Source organism: Bacillus sp. ChL18 (assembly GCF_026241425.1).
Classification (GTDB): Bacteria; Bacillota; Bacilli; order Bacillales; family Bacillaceae; genus Bacillus; species Bacillus velezensis.
On record NZ_JAPHWE010000002.1, the window covers coordinates 919,158 to 938,521 of the forward strand.

General features: G+C 43.9%; 26 protein-coding genes. 20 read left to right on the plus strand and 6 right to left on the minus strand.

Translation table 11 applies throughout. The features are described from left to right. Window positions 1–17: 17 nt before the first annotated feature. Window positions 18–353, minus strand: coding sequence for a NifU family protein (locus OQ477_RS15655; RefSeq protein WP_169510385.1), 336 nt, complete (start codon window positions 351–353; stop codon window positions 18–20). 79 nt (window positions 354–432) lie between these two features. Here OQ477_RS15655 and OQ477_RS15660 point away from each other — a divergent pair, with 79 nt between their 5' ends. Beyond that, entirely contained in the window at window positions 433–759 is a 327-nt protein-coding gene (locus OQ477_RS15660; protein WP_045208782.1) for a YuzD family protein, read from the plus strand. Window positions 760–796: 37 nt separating this feature from the next. On the opposite strand, the gene OQ477_RS15665 is transcribed toward OQ477_RS15660, so the two are convergent. Beyond that, entirely contained in the window at window positions 797–1,864 is a 1,068-nt protein-coding gene (locus tag OQ477_RS15665; RefSeq protein ID WP_007613539.1) for an NAD(P)/FAD-dependent oxidoreductase, read from the minus strand. A 266-nt stretch (window positions 1,865–2,130) separates the two neighbouring features. Here OQ477_RS15665 and OQ477_RS15670 point away from each other — a divergent pair, with 266 nt between their 5' ends. The 7 genes from OQ477_RS15670 (at window position 2,131) to OQ477_RS15700 (ending at window position 7,086) form a co-directional block, all read left to right on the plus strand. Further along, on the plus strand, window positions 2,131–2,367 hold the full coding sequence (locus tag OQ477_RS15670) for a YuzB family protein (protein WP_007408721.1): 237 nt from the start codon (window positions 2,131–2,133) through the stop codon (window positions 2,365–2,367). 133 nt (window positions 2,368–2,500) lie between these two features. After that, window positions 2,501–3,718: a NupC/NupG family nucleoside CNT transporter gene (locus tag OQ477_RS15675; protein WP_053574118.1), complete on the plus strand. Its 1,218-nt coding sequence runs from the start codon at window positions 2,501–2,503 to the stop codon at window positions 3,716–3,718. 123 nt (window positions 3,719–3,841) lie between these two features. Next, window positions 3,842–4,696 carry a diaminopimelate epimerase gene (gene dapF, locus OQ477_RS15680; RefSeq protein WP_014418790.1) on the plus strand — a complete coding sequence of 285 codons (855 nt, stop codon included), beginning with the start codon at window positions 3,842–3,844 and terminating at the stop codon, window positions 4,694–4,696. Between the two features lie 76 nt (window positions 4,697–4,772). Beyond that, the gene (locus tag OQ477_RS15685) at window positions 4,773–5,135 is read left to right on the plus strand and encodes a HesB/IscA family protein (RefSeq protein WP_265973119.1); all 363 of its coding nucleotides are present in this window, start codon (window positions 4,773–4,775) and stop codon (window positions 5,133–5,135) included. A gap of 581 nt (window positions 5,136–5,716) precedes the next feature. Continuing rightward, window positions 5,717–6,370, plus strand: coding sequence for a DUF3990 domain-containing protein (locus tag OQ477_RS15690; RefSeq protein WP_265973120.1), 654 nt, complete (start codon window positions 5,717–5,719; stop codon window positions 6,368–6,370). Then, window positions 6,336–6,536 carry a hypothetical protein gene (locus OQ477_RS15695; RefSeq protein WP_157773908.1) on the plus strand — a complete coding sequence of 67 codons (201 nt, stop codon included), beginning with the start codon at window positions 6,336–6,338 and terminating at the stop codon, window positions 6,534–6,536. The genes OQ477_RS15690 and OQ477_RS15695 overlap by 35 nt, the downstream gene beginning before the upstream one ends. Window positions 6,537–6,720: 184 nt before the next feature. Then, window positions 6,721–7,086, plus strand: a complete 366-nt coding sequence (locus OQ477_RS15700; protein ID WP_265973121.1) for a hypothetical protein — start codon at window positions 6,721–6,723, stop codon at window positions 7,084–7,086. A 217-nt stretch (window positions 7,087–7,303) separates the two neighbouring features. Here OQ477_RS15700 and OQ477_RS15705 read toward each other — a convergent pair whose 3' ends face one another. Next, window positions 7,304–8,065 carry an SDR family oxidoreductase gene (locus OQ477_RS15705; RefSeq protein WP_088461309.1) on the minus strand — a complete coding sequence of 254 codons (762 nt, stop codon included), beginning with the start codon at window positions 8,063–8,065 and terminating at the stop codon, window positions 7,304–7,306. Window positions 8,066–8,434: 369 nt separating this feature from the next. Between OQ477_RS15705 and OQ477_RS15710 the strand changes: the two genes are divergently transcribed. The 7 genes from OQ477_RS15710 (at window position 8,435) to OQ477_RS15740 (ending at window position 13,410) form a co-directional block, all read left to right on the plus strand. Further along, entirely contained in the window at window positions 8,435–8,980 is a 546-nt protein-coding gene (locus OQ477_RS15710; RefSeq protein WP_416346536.1) for a GNAT family N-acetyltransferase, read from the plus strand. Between the two features lie 258 nt (window positions 8,981–9,238). Beyond that, window positions 9,239–9,811 carry a hypothetical protein gene (locus OQ477_RS15715; RefSeq protein ID WP_007613520.1) on the plus strand — a complete coding sequence of 191 codons (573 nt, stop codon included), beginning with the start codon at window positions 9,239–9,241 and terminating at the stop codon, window positions 9,809–9,811. Window positions 9,812–9,877: 66 nt separating this feature from the next. Beyond that, the gene (locus OQ477_RS15720; RefSeq protein ID WP_003151973.1) at window positions 9,878–10,213 is read left to right on the plus strand and encodes an uberolysin/carnocyclin family circular bacteriocin; all 336 of its coding nucleotides are present in this window, start codon (window positions 9,878–9,880) and stop codon (window positions 10,211–10,213) included. A gap of 82 nt (window positions 10,214–10,295) precedes the next feature. Further along, a complete protein-coding gene (locus OQ477_RS15725) occupies window positions 10,296–11,951 on the plus strand; it encodes a hypothetical protein (protein ID WP_038459711.1) in 1,656 nt (551 codons plus the stop codon). Then, complete coding sequence (locus OQ477_RS15730; RefSeq protein WP_007613514.1) at window positions 11,944–12,648, plus strand: ABC transporter ATP-binding protein; 705 nt, start codon at window positions 11,944–11,946, stop codon at window positions 12,646–12,648. The genes OQ477_RS15725 and OQ477_RS15730 overlap by 8 nt, the downstream gene beginning before the upstream one ends. Next, the gene (locus OQ477_RS15735; RefSeq protein WP_265973126.1) at window positions 12,645–13,172 is read left to right on the plus strand and encodes a stage II sporulation protein M; all 528 of its coding nucleotides are present in this window, start codon (window positions 12,645–12,647) and stop codon (window positions 13,170–13,172) included. The genes OQ477_RS15730 and OQ477_RS15735 overlap by 4 nt, the downstream gene beginning before the upstream one ends. Window positions 13,173–13,188: 16 nt before the next feature. Further along, the gene (locus tag OQ477_RS15740) at window positions 13,189–13,410 is read left to right on the plus strand and encodes a DUF5970 family protein (protein ID WP_003151978.1); all 222 of its coding nucleotides are present in this window, start codon (window positions 13,189–13,191) and stop codon (window positions 13,408–13,410) included. A 61-nt stretch (window positions 13,411–13,471) separates the two neighbouring features. Here the strand turns inward: OQ477_RS15740 and guaC are convergent, their stop codons facing one another. Further along, on the minus strand, window positions 13,472–14,452 hold the full coding sequence (guaC, locus tag OQ477_RS15745; protein ID WP_265973127.1) for a GMP reductase: 981 nt from the start codon (window positions 14,450–14,452) through the stop codon (window positions 13,472–13,474). 217 nt (window positions 14,453–14,669) lie between these two features. Here guaC and OQ477_RS15750 point away from each other — a divergent pair, with 217 nt between their 5' ends. Then, window positions 14,670–14,813, plus strand: coding sequence for a hypothetical protein (locus tag OQ477_RS15750; protein ID WP_170919549.1), 144 nt, complete (start codon window positions 14,670–14,672; stop codon window positions 14,811–14,813). 40 nt (window positions 14,814–14,853) lie between these two features. On the opposite strand, the gene yumC is transcribed toward OQ477_RS15750, so the two are convergent. Beyond that, window positions 14,854–15,849, minus strand: coding sequence for a ferredoxin--NADP reductase 2 (gene yumC, locus OQ477_RS15755; protein ID WP_007613496.1), 996 nt, complete (start codon window positions 15,847–15,849; stop codon window positions 14,854–14,856). 311 nt (window positions 15,850–16,160) lie between these two features. Between yumC and OQ477_RS15760 the strand changes: the two genes are divergently transcribed. From OQ477_RS15760 to OQ477_RS15775, 4 genes are all read left to right on the plus strand, one after another. Then, the gene (locus tag OQ477_RS15760) at window positions 16,161–17,381 is read left to right on the plus strand and encodes an NAD(P)/FAD-dependent oxidoreductase (protein ID WP_007408709.1); all 1,221 of its coding nucleotides are present in this window, start codon (window positions 16,161–16,163) and stop codon (window positions 17,379–17,381) included. Window positions 17,382–17,554: 173 nt separating this feature from the next. After that, window positions 17,555–17,680, plus strand: coding sequence for a YuiA family protein (locus OQ477_RS15765; protein WP_007408708.1), 126 nt, complete (start codon window positions 17,555–17,557; stop codon window positions 17,678–17,680). 68 nt (window positions 17,681–17,748) lie between these two features. Next, window positions 17,749–18,069: a YuiB family protein gene (locus tag OQ477_RS15770; protein WP_224181084.1), complete on the plus strand. Its 321-nt coding sequence runs from the start codon at window positions 17,749–17,751 to the stop codon at window positions 18,067–18,069. 100 nt (window positions 18,070–18,169) lie between these two features. Further along, window positions 18,170–18,811: a 3D domain-containing protein gene (locus OQ477_RS15775; RefSeq protein WP_015240498.1), complete on the plus strand. Its 642-nt coding sequence runs from the start codon at window positions 18,170–18,172 to the stop codon at window positions 18,809–18,811. 29 nt (window positions 18,812–18,840) lie between these two features. On the opposite strand, the gene OQ477_RS15780 is transcribed toward OQ477_RS15775, so the two are convergent. After that, entirely contained in the window at window positions 18,841–19,317 is a 477-nt protein-coding gene (locus tag OQ477_RS15780) for a divergent PAP2 family protein (protein ID WP_014418782.1), read from the minus strand. Window positions 19,318–19,364: the final 47 nt, after the last annotated feature.

Consider the following 19,364-nt stretch of genomic DNA (forward strand, 5'->3'; position numbering starts at 1 on the left):
GCAGCCTGGTTTTATGATTAAAATACTTGTTCTACTTCAACGACACCCGGTACTTCTTCAAGAAGGGCGCGTTCGATTCCGGCTTTCAGCGTAATCGTTGAACTTGGGCAGCTGCCGCATGCGCCAAGGAGGCGAAGCTTTACAATGCCTTCGTCTACGTCAACAAGCTCACAGTCACCGCCGTCACGAAGCAGAAACGGACGTAATTTATCCAATACTTCCTGTACTTGCTCTTTCATTTCAACCTCAGTCATGAGATTCGCTCCTTTCATATACATAAAACCATTATATTCACAGTAACGGTAAAAATCTAATGTTTGGTTTGCAAAGCTGCTTTCTCCATTATAGCATATTTAAACTTGAACATAAAAACCGTTTTTTATACAAAAGCTGCCCCGTCCTTTGTATACTGGTGTAAAGGGGATGATATACATGACAAAGCCGGTTACGCTCAGTGTTTACGGCGCTGAAACGCTTTGCGCAAGCTGCGTGAATATGCCGAGCGCCAAAGATACGTTTGAATGGCTGGAGGCGGCGCTGAAACGGAAATACCCGGAGCAGCCTTTTAACATACGGTATATTGATATTGATGCACCGCCTCAGCAAAAGGAGACAGAAGAGCTTGCGGAGCGCATCAGAAACGATGAATTCTTCTATCCGCTCGTGCTGGTGGAGGATGTCATTGTGGGGGAAGGGAATCCGCATTTAAAAGATATATATGAAGAAATGGAAAAGCGCGGCTATGTTGCGGGCTCTTAAAAATGGCCGCTGATCGCAATCAGCGGCTTTTTTCTTATCAGCCGTTATGATGCTTGTACATCCATAAAAGGCCTGATTTTAATAAACGGGGCACACGCCCGATGAGCGGACGGTCGTTGACAAGACCGAAGCCCGCTTTTTTTCCGAGTGAACCGAGAACGCCTTTCAGCTTAAATTGCGGCATTGTTTCCGGCAGCTCTTCATTGTTCCAGCGTTTCAGGAGGATCTGCACAATTTGTTCCGCTTGTGCTTCAGCCAGCTGGGCGCTCGGCGCATGCGGCAGGCTCGCGCAATCACCGACGACGTAAACATGCTCATCGCCCGGAAGATTGTGGTGCGGTGTTAAAACGATGCGGCCTTGCGGGTCTTTTTCAGCGTCCAGTTCTCTGACGGCTTTATTCGGCTGAATTCCCGCCGTCCACACGATGGCATCGGCCGGTATTCCTTCATCATGATTATAAACGATGCCGTCTTCCACTTTTGTAATATTCGCATTATTGATAATGGTGACGCCGTGTTCTTCAAACCATTTCTGTACATACTTGCTGAGTCTTTTCGGAAAGCTTGATAAAATCAGGTCGCCACGGTCAAATAACATAATCTTCAGATCGTCACGGCTCTCTCTTAATTCACTGGCAAGCTCCACGCCGCTTAATCCCGCTCCGACGATAGCGACAGATGCATTGGCGCCGAGGTTGTTCAGCTTTTGATAGGCTTCGCGTGACTGATCAATGGTCTGAATGCTGTAAGTATGTTCCGGCGCGCCGGGCACGTTATGATACTTATCCTCGCAGCCCAGTCCGATCACCGCGTCATCGTAAGAAATCGGTTCGCGGTCATGAAACAGAACCTGTTTGTTTTTCGTGTCGACGGAAGCCACCTCACCGTATTGAACATCCAGATTCGGATGCTCAGGAAAAGACACCCTGATATGATGATCAGAAATCGTGCCGGCGGCGAGCGCATAATATTCTGTTTTTAAGCAGTGATACGGGTTTCTGTCAATCAGCGTGATGGATATATCTGACGGAAGCTGGTTCGGCAGTAAGCGGTGCAGCACCCGCATGTTTCCGTAACCCCCGCCGATCAAGACCAATTTTTTCATAATGATTCCCCTTTTGCCCGAAAAATATGGTAGTCAATGTTGTTACAAAATAACGAACTATGTAAAATAACATCTAGAATTATATCGAATTTGATCTAAAACCACAATAATAGTTTTAAAATAACCTACAAATTGACCAGAAAACACGTAATAGTAAAACCTTTAACCTGAATTAATATGTTACGATAACATTGAACGTGAAACCGGATCTTTGACGAATAGAGGAAATTCCGTTAGGATAAGGTACATATGTGAGGTGAAACCGCATGAATCCGATGATTGAATTCTGTGTCAGCAATTTAGCGCGCGGTTCCCAGGAAGCACTTGAGATCTTAGAGAAGGATCCGAACTTGGACGTGCTTGAATACGGCTGTTTAAGCTATTGCGGGAAATGCATGGAGTCCCTGTTCGCCCTGGTCAACGGCGAAGTGGTCACGGGGGGCACGCCTGCTGAATTGGTTGACAACATATATACATTCATAGAAGAAAATCCGATGTTTTAATCAGAGGCTCCGAACGGGGTCTCTTTTTTATTGCGCCCGGGTTTTGGCAAAATAAAAAATTTGTAGACAGCAAAAATAAATATTGTTATCTTAATAAAGACTTTTTTTAAATAAAATTTTAGAGGTGGATTCATTGAATATCGTTTGGGGGCTGCTCGGGGCAGTTGCTATATTAGCCATTGCTTTTTTGTTATCAGAGAAGAAAAGCAAAATTAACCTGCGAACCGTCATTGTCGGTTTATGTTTACAAATGGCCTTCGGATTCATCGTATTAAAGTGGGACGCCGGCCGGGCCGTATTTTTATGGTTCTCAAGCCGTGTGCAGCTTCTCATTGATTATGCGAACGAAGGCATCAGCTTTATTTTTGGCCCGCTGTTAAAAGTGGGCAGCAGCCCGGCTTTTGCGCTGAGCGTTCTGCCGGTCATTATCTTTTTCTCAGCGCTGATTGCCGTTTTGTATCACTTAAAAATCATGCAGCTCATCTTTCGCGTCATCGGAGGCGGACTGTCAAAACTTCTTGGGACAAGCAGAACGGAATCGCTTGCGGCGGCTGCGAATATTTTTGTCGGACAGTCTGAATCACCGCTTGCCATTAAACCGCTGATTGCGGGATTGACCCGTTCCGAGCTGTTTACGATTATGACGAGCGGCCTTTCGGCTGTAGCGGGTTCGACGCTTTTCGGTTACGCCCTGTTAGGCATTCCGATCGAATACTTGCTGGCGGCCAGCTTTATGGCGGCTCCCGCCGGTCTCGTGTTCGGAAAAATTTTAATACCTGAAACGGAAAAAACGCAGACGATAAAAGGCGATTTTAATATGGACGAAGAAGGCGAAGGCGCCGCTAACGTGATTGATGCAGCGGCAAAAGGCGCGTCCACTGGCCTGCAGATTGCTCTAAATGTCGGCGCCATGCTGCTTGCGTTTGTCGCGCTCATCGCCGTAGTGAACGGAATTCTCGGCGGAATCGGCGGCTGGTTCGGTTTCAAACATATTACATTAGAATCCATTCTCGGTTACGTGTTTTCACCGATCGCATTTGTAATCGGCGTTCCTTGGCATGAAGCGCTCGGAGCGGGAAGCTATATCGGACAGAAACTTGTGCTGAATGAGTTTGTCGCTTATTCAAACTTCGGTCCGCATATTGCGGACTTTTCTAAAAAAACGTCTACGATTATCAGCTTTGCGCTGTGCGGATTTGCCAACTTCTCTTCGATTGCGATTATGCTCGGCACACTGGGCGGATTGGCCCCAAGCCGCCGTTCGGACATTGCGCGCCTCGGATTAAGAGCGGTTATTGCGGGAACACTCGCAAACCTTCTCAGCGCGGCGATTGCCGGCATGTTTATGTAGTAAACGATAAAAGCTCCCTGCATATGCAGGGAGCTTTTATGTATGAAAAACGGGGGATATTTGTATTGTGTCCGAGCAGAAGAGCTTTTATACTAAGTAAAAGAAAAAAAGTTGGAGGCCGATATGAATTCATTCCGTTTTACCAAGATGCACGGTCTTGGAAACAGTTATATATATGTAAATCAATTTGAAGAACAGCTGCCGGAAGAACGGCTGGCTGAGATTGCCGTTAAAGTGTCCAGCATTCACACGGGCATCGGCTCTGACGGAATGATCCTCATCTGTCCGTCAGAAAAAGCGCCCGTCAAAATGCGGATTTTTAATAATGACGGCTCAGAAGGGAAAAATTGCGGCAACGGCCTTCGCTGTGTGGCAAAGTACGCATACGAACATAAGCTGACAGAAGAAACGTCCTTTTTCATTGAGACGCTTTCAGGTCTTGTGAAAGCAGACATTACAGAGGACAACGGGATTGTGCGTGAAGTCGCCGTTGATATGGGCGAACCGCGCCTCACCAAAAAAGAGCTGCCGATGCTCGGCAATGAAGATGAACGGACGATCGATGAAACCTTTGTTTTTGGAGAAACGGAGCTTTCCGGAACAGCCGTATCAATGGGAAACCCCCATATTGTTTTTCCGGTTGCGGATATCAATCAAGCGCCTCTTACAACGCTCGGTCCCGTCATTGAAAAAGACCCGAGATTTCCGGAAGGCGTCAATGTCGAATTTGTGGAAACCGTCAGCGCCGATGAACTTCATTTCCGCGTATGGGAACGCGGCTCCGGCATTACACAGGCTTGCGGAACAGGCGCCTGTGCGGCGGCTGTCGCATCCGTATTGAACGGTGTTTCCGAACGAAACCGGGATATCACCGTTCATTTAGCGGGAGGCGACCTTGTGATTAATTGGCAGGACAACGGGCACGTGCTGATGACGGGACCCGCCGAAACCGTATGCAGCGGCGTCTTTTATTTGTAAACAGCTCGTTTGAGAAATACTCTCCTCAAGGTTTATAATAGATATCAGCATTGTTTTTAAAAAAGGAGGTCTACCTATGAGTGTTCCAGTAACCATCACTGAAGCAGCGGCTTTGCATATAAAAGATATGATGAAAGAGCATGGAGAAGAAAACGCGTTCCTCCGTGTGGGCGTAAAAGGCGGCGGCTGCAGCGGCCTGTCTTACGGGATGGGATTTGAGCATGAAAAAGGCGAAAAAGACAGCATGTTTGAACAGCACGGAATCACCGTCTTGGTCGACAGCGAAAGCCTCGATATTATGACCGGCACGATCATTGACTTCAAACAGTCCATGATGGGCGGCGGTTTCACCATTGACAACCCGAACGCCATCGCTTCCTGCGGCTGCGGATCTTCTTTCCGCACGGCCAAAAACGCCGGTACGCCGGAAGAGTGCTAAGAGTCAACCCGCTATTCTAGGATGAAAAAATATGACGTCTTTCTTTTCGATGGCGCTTGCACCATTGTTCAGAAAGGCGTTTTTATTATAGGAATAAAACAAAACGGAGGAGAGCTGCAGGCGTTTTCAAGGGAAAAGTTGCTACTCAGCGAAGCAATAGAAATTATTTTGATTAAAAAAGGTCTGAAGATCTGCGTGAAGTTAATAAAAAAACACACAGGTCTCCGATATTGCGAGTTATCACCAATTAACAGGGTGTGGATGATACAAAGAAGAAATATAAGAATACTGTAAATGCGAATAACGAAGAAGGATCCAACACCTGAAAAATCCGAGGCAGATTCAAGCTATGGCCGGAAGGGTTTGGTAGTTGGTTTTCATAAAGAAAATCATTTAACATACATAGTTGAAAAAATAAATAACGATGCTTTCATCAGATTGGACGCTGTATAGCACCTATATCCCACCATTTTTTGTTTATTTTTTGCATGTCGTACTTTTGCCACTTATAAATATATAGACAAGCTTAATTGTTGCATGTATAATTTATCCTTAATATGACTATAATTAGGGGAACGTCAATGGGTAAATTCAGAAAACATTTAAATAAGAAAAAGTGGTTTCATGGAACGACTTTATCGGCGTGGAGACAAATATGTGACAAGCGAATTCAAGTGAAGCATAATATTGGTCATGAATTAGACTTTGGTTATGGTTTTTATCTCACTAATAAAAGAGAACAAGCTGAAAAATACATTAGTGATTTAATAAAGTTAAAACAAGAAGCCCCTGATTTATCCGAATTTCTAGAAACCGCTGACACTAAAGAAGATAACATACCGATTGTAATTGAATTCGAGTTCTGTCCATTAGAGTGGTATGAAAATACGGCATTGAATTTTGGTATTTATAATTCTTATGACGATTCCTTTGCGGAATTTGTATTTCATAATAGATTAAACAATATTAATGGTGAGAATCATCATTCTTATGATGTGATCTTTGGGGTAATGTCTGACTCGGCACCAACGACTTTGATTCTAGACTATAAAAAAGGTTATCTGGGTAAAGAACAGGTTATAGAGGGACTAAAAAAATCAACTTCAAACAAACAACTAACTATACATAAACAGGAACTCTGTGATAAACTTAGTGTATCTAGAGTATACTGCGTTTTTGATGGAGAGGAGCTGGATTATAGTGAGTACAGTAACTTTGAACAACTTAAAAGATGAGCTGACTGAGCAACTTGTTATTTTGTCAAAAGGCAGGATAAATGATGATATTGCCAAGTTAATTGCAAATAAAAGTGTCAACAGTTTAGATTTTGAAAACTCCGCACTTGCCCACAAAGGCGTAAACTGGTATGCTAAAGAATTAATAAAATCTGTGAAAATCTAGTTAAATATAAAAGGAGGCGTATCTATATGGTGCGTCTTTTTGTTTTATAAAAAGAAAAAATTCAGAACCTTTTACGGGCACTTGCGCATGAATACGTAGGTGTCCGTGTTACATAACGAACAGGTATTGCGGAAAAGGATGGTTTTTTGGTATAATTTTACTACAAATAGGGGAGACGTGGAATTTGGAGAAGATTACTGTTAAAGTGCTCATGTATTTGAGCGTTATTTGTGTAATAGCGGGGATTATTGTGGGTTTCGTAATATATGATGGGGACGTAGCAGAAGATGCAAAAACGAGTAAAAAGGTAAGCGAGGAGCTATACGATAATTCTGTCGCACAAGCGCAATATAAAACGGACAAAGCACTAGCAAACAGTATGCAGTCTTCCGTATTCTTTAGCGTCTTGGCCGGTGTAGTATCCGGCGCCATCCTTTACGGGCTCGCAATTATTATCCGAATCATAGATGAAGCAAATAGTAGAGTGTATGAGTCAGCGAGTGATCTACGATTAATAAAAAAAGGTATTCAGGAACAAACCGCGAAATAAAAAGCAGCCCGAGTGCAGGTAGATCATCTATCGGTAACTGAAGTAAACGCCATCGCTTCATGCGGCTGTGGTTCATCTTTCCGCATGGCCAAAAACGCCGGAGAGAAACGGGTTTTTTCAAGCTCTTGAGACGATTCGGGCAATGTCACTTCGGTACATTTTGTTTAATAAAGCCAAAACCCGCTCAACAGAAGCGGGTTTTGCTTTTTCAAAGATGTTATTCAATTGTATGTTTCATCGCATTGTACATATTTGCCGTATGTTCATCGGCTTTATCCCGTGGCATGCGCAGCCGTTCGACTGAAGAACCATACCCGATTTCTTGTTTGCCCTCTTTCAGTCCTTTAAAAATCCCATCAGCGAATTCATCCAGCGGTTCTCCTTGAGTATGCAGCCCTGCTCCGCCTAAATCTGTATTCACCGCCGGAGGCGCAACTTCAATCACTTCTACAGATGAATCAGAAAGCTGATGTCTCAAACTCATTGTAAATGAATGAAGCGCCGCTTTCGTTGCTGAATAGATCGGTGCAATGGCAAGCGGTGTAAAAGCCAATCCCGAAGAGACGTTAATGACAGCCGCATCTTCTTTTCCGGCAAAAAACGGAGCGAACAGCATAGACAGGTGGAAGGGAGCTTCAATGTTCGTTGTGATTTCTTTATTGAAATAGTCCCAATTATCCTTCGCATCCGCTTTCAGCACATGAAAACGTTGTTGAATCCCCGCGTTGTTTACTAACACATTCACTTCCGGATAATTTTCTTTCACCCAATCAAACAGTGATATACGTTCAGATGGAATGCTCAAATCACTGACATATGTAATAAGATCCGGGAATGTTTCCTTTGCTTTTTGAAGAGCGTGCTCGCGCCGTCCGGTCACGATGACTTTATTTCCCGCTTTTAAAAACCGTTCTGCGAAAGCCAATCCTATTCCGGCATTTCCGCCTGTAATCAGTATTGTATTTCCCGTCAGTTTCATATTAACTCCTCTTTTCCGATTGTTTTTACATTTCTTTGTCAACATTTCAGCTTTGATCCAATCAATATATTCATCCCGCAAATAGGCATGAAATAAGACAGCAGTGATTCTGTAAAATTGATTTTTAGATCATCGGGAAACCCGCCAAAACTATTCTTTCCTTGTCACAATATGATGATACGGCTTAAAGCACGGTTTAAGTCAACAAAAGAATCTTGTGATTCCGTTTCGGTTACTCACATCAGACATAGGTCACGAAAGGAAAGGTGAATGTGAAGTCTTGGAATTTTCTTGATGCGATAAAGCGTACCGTATAACATGGGTGAGAGACAATTAAAAAACGTTTCTGATCAAAACAAAAGGACGGCGATGCATGTGCAGGAAGGAAACAGCATTGATATCAGGCCGCTCAGCCTGAATGATGCAGAGCAGGAACTGGTTTTGCAGACGGAAAACCGCATGTTTTTTGAACGGTTTGCCATGTCGAGACAAGAGGATTTTTATACGCTGGAAGGCCGGAAAAAACGAATTGAACAATCACTGAATAATGGGGAAAATGACACAGAATACAGCTTCGGCATTTTTCTTCAGGATCAGACCCTGATTGGCACGATCAGCCTTTTTCAGGTGGTTCGGGATTCTCTCCAAAGCGCTTTTATCGGTTACTTTTTAGATGGTGAACATAACGGAAAAGGCTATGCGACGAAGGCTGTCAAGCTGGCAGTCGATTATGCATTCAATGAGCTGAAACTGCATCGGATAGAAGCCGGAGTCATGCCGCACAATAAGGCGTCAATCCGGGTGCTCGAAAAAGCTGGCTTTCTTAAAGAAGGCATTGCGAGAAAAAATGTAAAAATAAATGGAAAATGGGAAGATCATCAGGTGCTGGCGATCATACATCCGGAGGATACATGACGATATCCTCCTTTTTTATATCCTGCGTCTCTTTCGACAGGTTCTTCCTAAAACTTCAAATCAACGGTTCAAATCATACTATTTGCAAATTCGAAAAAAAATAAAGGGTACATAGAATCAAAAATTATGAAAGATGTGCTCTTTGTCAACACGTTCTAAAGTCATATTTTTCGAAAGGATATTGATTTTTTGATAGGATTAAACTAAATTGTAAAAGTATAGAATAGTTAATTTATTTTGTAAGAAAAGGATGATAATATGATAGGTCAATTGAGCAATAAAAAAATATTTTTAAGTTCTTTTTTCATCATTTTGATCTGTTCATTACTCTTCCAATTCAGTATTTCAGATAAAGTTCTGCAGTCGTATTATTCTTCCGTCGGAGAAAGTACCTACGATATCGGGGAGAAAAGTGTTCGTACGATTGTCATGTTTCTGCAAGGGTTTATGATCTTCACAACTTTTGTGGAAATTCTGATAGGCGGATTTCTGTTATTCGTTGCCGCTTTTATTCTCGGTACAAAAAAACCGAAAAAAATATATTTGCTTCTATATACACTGACTTCTTTAATCTCGGCATTTAAAATGTTGATTCTTTCAGTTGTTAATTACTTAACGGCTGATTCCTCGCTTATATATTCTGCCGGCGGCACCAGCTTGAGTCTGCAGCTGCTGGACCCATTTCTGCTCATATCAATCGCGGCTCTTTATGCTGCCGCAGGAAAACTGACCGATCTCAGTAAAGGCAAGAGAATCATTTTGACTGGATGTTTTGTTTTACTAAAACTCTTTACTATTTTCTTAAACTATTTTATGGCGGATAAAATTTAGCTCGGGAGAGAGTCAATTAAGCTGAATTTTATTATAAATTAAAAAACAGAGTAGGGAGATGTTATGATGAACTTAGTAAAATCTAATAAAAAGTCTTTCATTTTGTTTGGCGCGGCTCTTGCTGCAGCAACATTGGTTTATGCACTATTATTAACGGGAACTGAATTAAACGTGGCGGCGGCTCATGCATTCTCAGCCAATGCTGAATTAGCTTCAACTCTAGGCATCTCTACAGCAGCAGCTAAAAAAGCAATTGATATTATTGATGCGGCATCAACAATTGCTTCTATCATTTCTCTTATCGGTATCGTTACAGGCGCAGGCGCAATTTCTTATGCAATCGTTGCAACAGCAAAAACAATGATTAAGAAATACGGCAAAAAATACGCAGCTGCTTGGTAAAATCGATCAATAAATAATTGCTCTTTTTGTACAAGCTGCAAAAAGAGCCTCTCTCCCAAATACATATGTAAGGATTGAAAGTATGATAGTCAAACAAATTGCGGCTCTTATCAAATATAATACCCTGTCATCGTTTCGAAAAAGAAAGGAAGATTGGGGCATTCCTCAACTCAACAGCAAAGTGCTGTCTGCCATTATTATTTCTCTGTTATGTTTATATCTCGTTTTCCTGGGATGCGGTGTTGTATTCGGGACAAAACTGATTCAGCTGCCCCTCAGCGCATGGGGGCAATTTGTTTTAATCGCCGTTTCACTTGAGCAGCTTTTTTGGGCTGCCGGCTTCTTTAAAGAACATCACAATGCCTTTCTGCTGGATACGCGTAAGGTCATTCATCAATTAAAAAAGGTTCGTTTTTTACAGCTGTTTTCTGTTTTTGCCGGCCAGGCGATCAAAAAAACCATTTTCGTATGGTATCTTTTTGTTTTTCCGGTCTTTTTGTTTTTATCAAGCGCAGGCATGACCGGGTCTGCGGCGATCATCGTATTTTTCTTGGGCTTCGTTTATTTTCTTCTCAATTTATTTTTATCTATGCTGTTTTCTTATGTTGTTTATCTTCTTACAAATATGTGGAGCAAATTGTTTTACTTGAAAATCATGAAAGGCGTTTTATTCAGCGTCAGCCTGCTGGTTCCGCTTGCAGTCGGGTATGCCGTTTATCTTCTCGTGTTTGGGGAGTATACCGCAAAGGATATTTCAAGCTTTACGGAGTCACCGGCTTTCCGGAACATCCTCATGAATACGCCGTATGTATGGTTAGCATTCCGCTCACATTCCGTGCTCGTTTTCGCTGCGGTGTTTGCGGCCGCCGTCCTTTTAACGGCGGGGATGTTTAAACTGTGGTCGGCCACCCTGAAGAAAATGGACCTTATTCCTTATATGTTTTTGACAAACGCAGATTTTGCGCCAAAGCTGAAATTATATAGAAATAACAAAATATTTCATGCCGTTTTTCAAAAGGATCTGCTGTTCTTATCGAGAATTGACGGGTTTTTTATCAGGAACTTCGGCAGTATGCTGTATTTGTTCATGCTGTTTTTAGGTTTTTGTATTCCGCTTCTATCGCATCACTTTATCGGGTATTCGGCAGCCGCCATCGTGTCTGCGGCGGTTATCATTGCGAACTTTTCGTATCAGCTCGTCGGAGATGCGCTCAAAACAGTATTGTCAGTTGACGGCGAAATAAAAAACCAGCATTTGTTTCACCGGAATATCAAACATGCGTGGCAGCTGGTATTTCCGAAAGTATGTATTTATAATCTCGCCGCTCTTATCTATTCGTTCATCATCACCATTTTGATTACGGTGTTTTTTCCGTCTTCCGCGGCGCTGACGATCTACTTGTTTATTGTGTTTTTATGTTCGGGTTTTTTATACAGTCTTGTCCAGATTTCAAGCACCGCCCTGTATCCTAAGAAAAACTGGGAGCATCTGTACGAAATTGGAGAAGCGGGGAAAGCAAAGACGTATAACAACTTATACAGTTCTTTCATTTTCATTGTGTCGCTTCAAATCGCTGCGATCACGTCGTATTTTATCTATAAAAAGCCGGAACTTGAAACGATGCTTATTCATTCGGCATCAGGTATTTTTGTCCTGTTCACACTATTAAACTATGGAGTCATGTTTCTGTTTCTTCGCAGAATCAATATGGCGGAAAGGTTTGCGAACAATGATTAAATTAGTGAATATACAAAAAAACTATAGTGAAAAACAGGTGTTGAAAGATATTTCGTTTGAGGTGAAAAAAGGCTCAATCTATGCCTTGCTGGGGACTAATGGAGTCGGGAAAACAACGACTTTGAAAATCATTTCGGGCCTGCTTAAACCGACTTCAGGCCGCGTCATGATTGACGGCAAGGAACTGGATTCAGAAGAGGGGGGGCAAATATCGGCTGATATCGGTTTTGTGCCCGACCATGCTTTTTTATATGATTACTTAACGGGAGTCGAATACTTGCGTTTTACAGCGGAGATGTTTCAAGTGCCGTCTCAGCGGACAAATGATTATATAAAGAATATGTTAGAGACGCTGAAGCTTGCTCAAGACGGAAATCAGCTGATTAAAACATATTCACATGGAATGAAACAAAAATTATCAATTGCGGCCGCGCTCATTCATCAGCCAAAGATATTAATTCTTGACGAGCCGCTGACGGGCATTGATTTAATCAGCGGTAAAACGATACGGACGTTATTAAAGGAGTACGTCAAGCAGGGAAATACGGTCCTGTTATCGACTCACCTGCTGGAGCTGGCGCATTCGCTGTGCGATACGATCGGTATTATACATGAAGGCGTTTTTGCGGCGGAGTATCAGTCATCCGAGCATTCATTAGAAGAGATTGAAGAATTGGCTGAGAGTATCTATACATGATGAACCGCATGTTGCCGGCAATCAGAACGTCCGCCATTCCGTTAACCGCGTCATTGCTGTTTTTTTCAGGCGGTGTGATCGCTGCGTTTTTTTTCGATCACTTTGCTTCAACCGCGTCTTACAACGGCTCGTCAGGCGCGGTTGAACTGCTGAAAAACAATGCAATCGCTTGTCTGTTTTTAGCCGCGGGTTTTTTTACCTTTGGGTTGACCTCAATCTTTTATTTATTCACCAACGGGTTTATTTTAAGCGGCTCTATCATAGAAAATCTGCATAGCGGGGTTCCTTTTTATCAGATTTTTTTACTGCTAATTCCTCATGGTATATTTGAAGTTCCCGCGTTATTATTAAGTGGCGCCATTGGTTTTAAGGGCGTTGAATTGGTCATCAGGCTGTGTTTTTCTAAGAAAAAAAAGATAATGGCTTCAATGTTCAGGCATATTGGAATATTGGTGCTCATAATTATTTGTCTGCTGATCGCCGCTGCCATTATTGAAGCTTACATCACACCAATTTTTAAGTAAAAGGGGCAGAAATCATATGAGAAGTAAATTATCATTAATCGGTGTGCCGATTGTTATGATTATCGGTTATATCATTTCTTTATCCTTTGAGTGGCTGTTTCCTGTTCTTACTTTTGGGGTGGCAGGACTATATCTCTTTATATTTGCACCGGTGCAAAATAAATTCATTCGTTACATCTTTTTGTTTATTTTTGTGATTAATCTGTTGGCCAGTGCGGCTCTTTATTTCGGTATTTAATAAAAAAAATGACATTCATATTGAATGTCATTTTTTTATCTTCGAGCGGCTCTGCTGTGTGTTAAAATCTGTCGCCGTTGAAAATAGAGTTTTTTACGATCACGTAGTCGACATTGCGGATGGCTTCGAGTGTATTGCCGCCGGCGTAAGAGATGGAAGATTGCAGATCCTGCTCCATTTCAATCAGCGTGTCCTGTAAAGACCCTTTATGTTCGACATGCATTTTTTTGCCTTCGACGTTTTTCTTTTCGCCTTTTTGAAATTCGGAAGCGGAGCCGAAATATTCTTTGTACAGCTTGCCGTCGATTTCGATCGTTTGGCCCGGTGATTCTTCGTGGCCGGCGAATAATGACCCGATCATGACCATAGACGCGCCGAATCGGATGGATTTCGCGATATCGCCGTGCGTGCGGATGCCGCCGTCAGCAATGATCGGTTTGCTCGCCGCTTTTGCGCACCAGCGAAGCGCGGCTAATTGCCATCCGCCGGTTCCGAAGCCGGTTTTAATTTTGGTGATGCAGACTTTCCCGGGGCCGATCCCCACTTTTGTCGCGTCAGCGCCCGCGCGTTCCAGCTCCCTTACGGCTTCAGGCGTACCGACATTCCCTGCGATGACAAAGCTTTCCGGGACATGTTCTTTAATAAATTGAATCATGCTGATCACGGCATTGGAATGGCCGTGCGCAATATCAATGGTAATATAATCCGGCACAAGCTCCCGTGCTTTCAGCTCCCGGATGAATTCATAATCATTTTCCTTCACTCCGACACTGATGGAAGAAATCAGTCCGCGCGCTTTCATATCCCGGACAAAAGCCAGGCGTTTTTCCGGCTCGAAGCGGTGCATGATATAAAAATACCCGTTTTCCGCGAGCCAAGCCGCGATGTTTTCATCTATAATCGTCTGCATGTTGGCCGGCACGACCGGAAGTTTAAACGTGTGTCCGCCCAATGTAACTGATGTATCACATTCAGATCGGCTGTCCACAATGCATTTTGCAGGAATCAGCTGAATATCTTCGTAATCAAATACATTTTCCATATATAACACCCCTAAAAGCGAATGATAGAATTAAATCAAATTAAAACGTTCGTCTTTTTATAATGTACTTTGTTTTGTCAGGAATGTCAAATGATTTCATGCTGCCTCATATGCGGTCAGCTTGTCATCCATTTGCAGTTTGGTTATCATAGTAGTATTGGGTGTTGTAAGACATTTGTTACGATAGATAGATTTGCAGAAGAAGGGAGGGGCCGGTGTGGAACAAAAACAGCCCGGGCACAGCCCGAAAGCCCAGAAAATACAGGACCGGATTATTTTAGGCACGATTTGGGCCGTGTCGGCGCTTGTCATTGCGCTCGTTGTCGGAACCGTCATGAATTATATTTGGATATTTAAATAAAAAAGAGTCTGTGCCGGCAGGACACAGACTCTTTTTTATATTATTTTTCAAACATGCTTGTAGAATGCAGAGGCTGGACGCGTGCTTTCGGGTCCATGTAAGCCTTCGCGTTGTTCACGGCTGTCGGAGCTTCGCCGAAACCGCTGGCGATCAGCTTGACTTTGCCTTCATATGTGCAGATATCTCCGGCGGCAAAGAAGCCTTCAATATTCGTTTCCATCGTGCTTTTGACGACGATGGAATTTTTCTCGATTTCAAGGCCCCAGTTTTTAATCGGGCCGAGAGAAGAAACAAAGCCGTAGTTTACGATCAGGTCATCAATTTCGATGATTTCTTTACGGTCGCCTTTCACTTCTTCGAGAACGAGCTGTTCGATCCGGTCTTCACCGACAAGTTCAGCGGGAACAAACGGTGTCAGCACGTTGACTTTAGAATTATGCAGGTTTTCGACACTGTGCTCATGCGCGCGGAATTTATCACGGCGGTGGATGATGCTGACTTCTTTGGCGATCGGCTCAAGCATGAGCGCCCAGTCCACCGCGGAATCGCCGCCGCCCAGAACGGCAACGCGTCTGCCTGCGAATTGATTGAGGTCGTCAATGAAGTAGTGCAGGTTTTTGCCCTCATATTGTTCCGCTGATTCCAGCTCAAGCTTTCTCGGCTTAAATGCGCCGTTTCCCGCGGTGATAATAACCGTTTTTGAATAATGCGTTTCTGAATTCGTGACAAGCTTAAACACACCGTCCGCCTGTTTTTCAACAGATTCAACGGCCTGCTCTAAGCAGATGGTCTGATCAAACTTTGCCATTTGCTCTTTTAAGTTGTTCACAAGTTCCTGGGCGCGGATTTTCGGGAATCCGGCTACATCATAAATATATTTTTCAGGGTACAGCGCGCTGAGCTGGCCGCCAAGCTGAGGCAGGCTCTCGATGATTTTGACGCTCGCCTGTCTCATTCCCCCGTAAAAAGCGGTAAACAGGCCGACCGGGCCGCCGCCGATGACCGTAATATCATAAACCTTTGAATCCTCTTGCATACCAAATTGCCTCCTAATTGAAAATTGTTATTAATTATAACATAGAATTTGAAAGGATGACGAGTGCCGAAAACCGCCCGGCCGCTTCATTCTTGAAAAAAATTGCGGCCGCCGCTAAGATGGGGACAAATTCCAATCTGTTTTTTCCTGAATGTTTTCCGATTCTTCCGGATAGTATGGTGATATGCAGACATGTGCGGTTTTCTAAAAAAATTTATATTTCATTTCATAAAATCCCGCCAATAAGCTGAAGCTAATACAAATGTTGATTTGATTATGCGTCTAACAGCAAAAAAAAGAAGGTGGATGTGATGGCATTGAATAAACCCAAAATCGTGGTTTTAGGTGCAGGTTATGGTGGATTAATGACAGTAACAAGGCTTCCGAAGCATATCGGGGCAAATGACGCTGACATTACTTTGGTCAATAAACACAATTATCATTATGAAACGACATGGATGCATGAAGCGAGCGCAGGAACGCTGCATCATGACCGCTGCAGATATCAAATAAAAGATGTAATCAATGAATCACGGGTCAAATTTGTGCAGGATACCGTAAAAGCGATAGATGTGCAAAATAAAAAGGTGACGCTTTCACAAGGGGACATCCCTTATGATTATCTCGTCATCGGGCTTGGCGCCGTCCCTGAAACATTCGGGATTAAAGGCTTAAAAGAATTCGCTTTTCCGATCGCGAATATTAATACGTCGCGCCAGCTGAAAGACCATATTGAGCTCCAATTTGCGACATACAATACGGAGGCTGAAAAACGCCCTGACCGCTTAACCATCGTTGTCGGCGGAGCGGGCTTTACGGGAATTGAATTTCTCGGTGAACTTGCGAACCGCAAGCCGGAGTTATGCAGATATTATGATATAGATGAAAGTCTCGTCCGGATCGTCTGTGTCGAGGCCGCCCCGACGGTTTTGCCGGGATTTGATCCGGAGCTTGTCGATTACGCCGTTCAATACCTTGAGAGCAAAGGCGTTGAATTTAAAATCGGCACCGCGGTTCAAGAATGCCGCGCAGACGGTGTCACAGTCGGCAAGAAAGATGAAGAGCCGGAAGAAATCAAATCGCAGACCGTTGTCTGGGCGGCGGGCGTGCGCGGACATCCGATCGTGGAGGAAGCGGGTTTTGAAAATATGCGCGGCCGTGTCAAGGTCAACCCTGATCTTCGGGCGCCGGGACATGATGACGTTTTTATACTCGGCGACAGCTCGCTCTTTATCAATGAAGAGACGGAACGGCCGTACCCGCCGACTGCTCAGATCGCGATGCAGCAAGGAGAAACGGTCGCCAAAAATCTGGGCGGTTTGATTAAAGGAGGCCAGCTTGAAGAGTTCAAGCCTGACATTAAAGGAACCGTCGCCTCCCTCGGTGAGCATAACGCTGTCGGAGTCGTATACGGCAGGAAGCTCAAAGGCATGCCGGCGTCCTTTATGAAAAAGGTCATTGACAACCGCTCGCTCTTTATGATCGGCGGGCTGGGCCTGACGCTGAAAAAAGGGAAGTTTAAATTCTTCTGAAAACCCGCGGCCGCGGGTTTTCTCTTCTTTTAAAAAAGAGCGCTATCAAAAGCATGTAAAAGAAAAAAAAGAATGTTTCCGCTTACATGAGTTGTTTTGTTACATATTCTGACTTGGTGCTTGACAAGTAAATATGATATATTATCAGAAAATTGAGAAAAAGGGTGATCCGCATGAAAACGACAGCAAAAAGCACGGCGGCGTGTCCGTTCTGCTCAGGTAAAGGGTATTTTCAATTGCTTCTTGGCGGCTCCGAAACATGTCCCTCCTGCCAGGGAAGCGGCAAAGAGAGACGATGATTTTTCCAGACGTTGACTTTTTTACCGCCCCCGAGGTACACTGAAAGTGCTGTAGGGGGTGGATGTTTGTGATTAGTTTGCCGGTTGTCCTGATCTCAATCGTACTATTTTTTGTACTGTTTTTCGGCATAGGCTTTCTGTTGAACATGCTGCTTAGAATGTCGTGGATTATGGCTGTTGTCTATCCGATTGTATGCCTTTTCATTATCAGCAATCAAAAGATGATCAGTTACGTGCAGGCGCCGGGGGAATCCTTTCAAAGCCTGTTTCAGCGTATCATGTCATTAGCGGTTGCGGATGTCGTGATTTTGGCGGGCGGACTGGCGGGAGCCATCACGTCAGGCATTGCCATAAAGGCGCTCAGAAAAAGAGGATATCAAATGTTTTAAGCCGCTTTCTTATTTGAGAAAGCTTTTTTTGTGTCGCGGCGCTTTTTGTATAGCACCTCACCGAGTTGGGAACAATGACTCGGAGGAGAGTGATTTCAGATTGACGATAATCAGACGCGTATTCATGATCGTGCTCTTTTTGGGTGCATGCCATGCGACATACTTTTCCATAACCGGTGTTGAAGCAAAGGATCTGACAAACTGGATGACCGAGCATCGCGGCGCCGTTTTGAAAAACATCGGCACTCCGTTTCAATCCTTACAGAATCAGCCGGAAAAGAAGGCATCAGGCAGGATAAAACCGCTGGAAGAAGCTTTTGACTGGGAACGCTATCCGTCACATAAGGTGACGGCCACCGGTTATACCGCCGGAGCGGAATCTACCGGAAAATCTCCGGGTCATCCGCAGTACGGAATTACATATTCAGGCGTGAAGGTCAAACGCGATTTATATTCAACTGTTGCGGCCGATCCGTCTGTTTTCCCGATCGGGACGATTCTGTTTATACCGAATTACGGTTACGGGGTTGTCGCCGATACCGGCTCAAAAATTAAAGGCAGCCGCCTTGACCTCTACTTTGACACCGTCAAGGACGTCTATAACAATTGGGGCAAAAAAACACTTGAGGTCTACATGATTAAAAAAGGGAACGGCACAGTGACCGAGGACGAACTTGTAAAGCTGAACGAAACAAAGTCGATGCAAGTGTTCAGAAATCAATACAAAACGGTAAAAGAATAAAAACGCTTCAGCATCCGCTGAAGCGTTTTTTACATAAAGAGATAATCTAAAATCAATGTCAGCACAATACCGGTGACGCCGCCGAAGAACACTTCAATCGGCTGATGGCCGAGCAGTTCTTTCAGTTTCTTCTGTTTTTCCTTCTCTTCCGCTTTCTGAAAGTCCTTCGCTTCGCTGACAAACCGATTAAAGTCGATGACCAGTTTATTAATGACCGTCGCCTGTTCACCCGCATGCCGCCTGACACCTGTAGCGTCGAACATCGTAATGACGGCGAAAATCGCCGCAACTGCAAACAGGGGCGAGTCCAGCCCCTGTTGCAAAGCGACTCCGGTTGACAGCGCAGTGACGGCGGCGGAATGGGAGCTCGGCATGCCGCCGGTGCTCGTCACAAGAGACCAGTCAAGTTTTTTGGATACGATAAATTGAATAGGCACTTTTACAACTTGGGCAAAAATAATGGCGGCAAAACTCGCCAGTAAAGGAAAATTCATAAGTACATCCATATGCGACATCCTTTCTGTATCTGCTGATTCCGATCGTATCGAAAAAC

What these genes read in the sequence shown, in the direction of transcription:
- OQ477_RS15660 (WP_045208782.1), top strand. Translation starts at nt 433, where the DNA reads ATGACAAAGCCGGTTACGCTCAGTGTTTACGGCGCTGAAACGCTTTGC.
- OQ477_RS15665 (WP_007613539.1), bottom strand. Translation starts at nt 1,864, where the DNA reads ATGAAAAAATTGGTCTTGATCGGCGGGGGTTACGGAAACATGCGGGTG.
- OQ477_RS15670 (WP_007408721.1), top strand. Translation starts at nt 2,131, where the DNA reads ATGAATCCGATGATTGAATTCTGTGTCAGCAATTTAGCGCGCGGTTCC.
- dapF (WP_014418790.1), top strand. Translation starts at nt 3,842, where the DNA reads ATGAATTCATTCCGTTTTACCAAGATGCACGGTCTTGGAAACAGTTAT.
- OQ477_RS15685 (WP_265973119.1), top strand. Translation starts at nt 4,773, where the DNA reads ATGAGTGTTCCAGTAACCATCACTGAAGCAGCGGCTTTGCATATAAAA.
- OQ477_RS15690 (WP_265973120.1), top strand. Translation starts at nt 5,717, where the DNA reads ATGGGTAAATTCAGAAAACATTTAAATAAGAAAAAGTGGTTTCATGGA.
- OQ477_RS15705 (WP_088461309.1), bottom strand. Translation starts at nt 8,065, where the DNA reads ATGAAACTGACGGGAAATACAATACTGATTACAGGCGGAAATGCCGGA.
- OQ477_RS15710 (WP_416346536.1), top strand. Translation starts at nt 8,435, where the DNA reads ATGCATGTGCAGGAAGGAAACAGCATTGATATCAGGCCGCTCAGCCTG.
- OQ477_RS15715 (WP_007613520.1), top strand. Translation starts at nt 9,239, where the DNA reads ATGATAGGTCAATTGAGCAATAAAAAAATATTTTTAAGTTCTTTTTTC.
- OQ477_RS15720 (WP_003151973.1), top strand. Translation starts at nt 9,878, where the DNA reads ATGAACTTAGTAAAATCTAATAAAAAGTCTTTCATTTTGTTTGGCGCG.
- OQ477_RS15725 (WP_038459711.1), top strand. Translation starts at nt 10,296, where the DNA reads ATGATAGTCAAACAAATTGCGGCTCTTATCAAATATAATACCCTGTCA.
- OQ477_RS15730 (WP_007613514.1), top strand. Translation starts at nt 11,944, where the DNA reads ATGATTAAATTAGTGAATATACAAAAAAACTATAGTGAAAAACAGGTG.
- OQ477_RS15735 (WP_265973126.1), top strand. Translation starts at nt 12,645, where the DNA reads ATGATGAACCGCATGTTGCCGGCAATCAGAACGTCCGCCATTCCGTTA.
- OQ477_RS15740 (WP_003151978.1), top strand. Translation starts at nt 13,189, where the DNA reads ATGAGAAGTAAATTATCATTAATCGGTGTGCCGATTGTTATGATTATC.
- guaC (WP_265973127.1), bottom strand. Translation starts at nt 14,452, where the DNA reads ATGGAAAATGTATTTGATTACGAAGATATTCAGCTGATTCCTGCAAAA.
- yumC (WP_007613496.1), bottom strand. Translation starts at nt 15,849, where the DNA reads ATGCAAGAGGATTCAAAGGTTTATGATATTACGGTCATCGGCGGCGGC.
- OQ477_RS15760 (WP_007408709.1), top strand. Translation starts at nt 16,161, where the DNA reads ATGGCATTGAATAAACCCAAAATCGTGGTTTTAGGTGCAGGTTATGGT.
- OQ477_RS15765 (WP_007408708.1), top strand. Translation starts at nt 17,555, where the DNA reads ATGAAAACGACAGCAAAAAGCACGGCGGCGTGTCCGTTCTGCTCAGGT.
- OQ477_RS15780 (WP_014418782.1), bottom strand. Translation starts at nt 19,317, where the DNA reads ATGGATGTACTTATGAATTTTCCTTTACTGGCGAGTTTTGCCGCCATT.